This window comes from Candidatus Melainabacteria bacterium RIFOXYA2_FULL_32_9 (genome assembly GCA_001784615.1).
Lineage (GTDB): Bacteria > Cyanobacteriota > Vampirovibrionia > Gastranaerophilales > UBA9579 > UBA9579.
The window spans coordinates 2,449-3,491 of the sequence record MFRQ01000038.1 but is presented as its reverse complement, the minus strand read 5'-3'; the positions used below and the strand labels follow the sequence as shown (position 1 = coordinate 3,491).

Annotated in this window: 2 pseudogenes (both only partly in view); one reads left to right on the top strand and one right to left on the bottom strand. The window is 34.8% G+C overall.

From position 1 onward, the window contains the following. Positions 1-808: pseudogene (locus A2255_06565) on the bottom strand (alanine--tRNA ligase); it reaches 1,847 nt to the left of the window's first position. A gap of 199 nt (positions 809-1,007) precedes the next feature. Between A2255_06565 and A2255_06560 the strand changes: the two are divergent. Then, a pseudogene (locus A2255_06560) lies at positions 1,008-1,043 on the top strand (hypothetical protein) (it continues 678 nt past the right edge of the window).

Below are 1,043 nucleotides of genomic sequence, written 5' to 3'. Positions count from 1 at the left end.
TTCTACCTGACATTTGGCAGACCTGTTCAAGTATTGGATAAAGAAGATCAGTCTCAAAAGTTGAGCAAAATCCGTTTACAGCCATGGTTACTCTTTCAAGACCCATGCCTGTATCGACATTTTTTCTTTCAAGGGGCGTAAAATTACCTTCTTCATCCTTGTTAAGTTCCATGAAAACAAGATTCCAGATTTCTACGTATCTGTCACATTCACAGGTATTAATACTGCAATCTGTGCCACAGGAATATTCTTCTCCAAGGTCATAATGAATTTCAGTACAGGGTCCACATGGGCCTGTTGGCCCGGGAGGTCCCCAAAAATTATCTTTCTTTCCTTTTCTAAGGATTTTTTCAGCAGGAATGCCTACTTTTTTATTCCAAATTTCAAAAGCTTCATCATCGGTCTCAAAAATTGTAATCCAGAGACGTGACTTGTCGAGTTTAAGTTCATCAGTAACAAAATCCCATGCCCACGGAATTACCTCTTCTTTAAAATAATCTCCAAAACTGAAATTACCCAGCATTTCAAAGAAAGTATGATGTCTTGGGGTTCTGCCTACATTCTCTATATCTGAATCTTTGCCCCCGGCCCTTGCACATTTTTGAACAGATACGGCTCTGGGTGGCTCAGGTGGTTTTTCATACCCTAAAAATATTGGTACAAATTGAAGCATGCCAGCGGGAGTAAGAAGTACCGTAGGGTTATCGGGTATCAAGCTTGAGCTTTTTACTTCTCTATGATTATGTTTTTCAATGAAAAAATTTATAAATCTTTTTCTTATTTCTTTTCCAGATATTGGTGTGGACATATTTATATATTCCTCTCTAATATATTAGCTAGTTAGCTGATGGATATTTAACCAAATAAAATATCATTATGTATCAAAATAGCAATTTAAAATGTTTAATGGTTTTAAGTATTATAACAGTAACTCAATTTTACAACAGTTGACTAGTAATATGTTATAATTTCAGCTAATATAAAATGAATTTATTAGGATGTGAAATATGCAGCTAGAAACAATAAAACCACAAATTAAAACA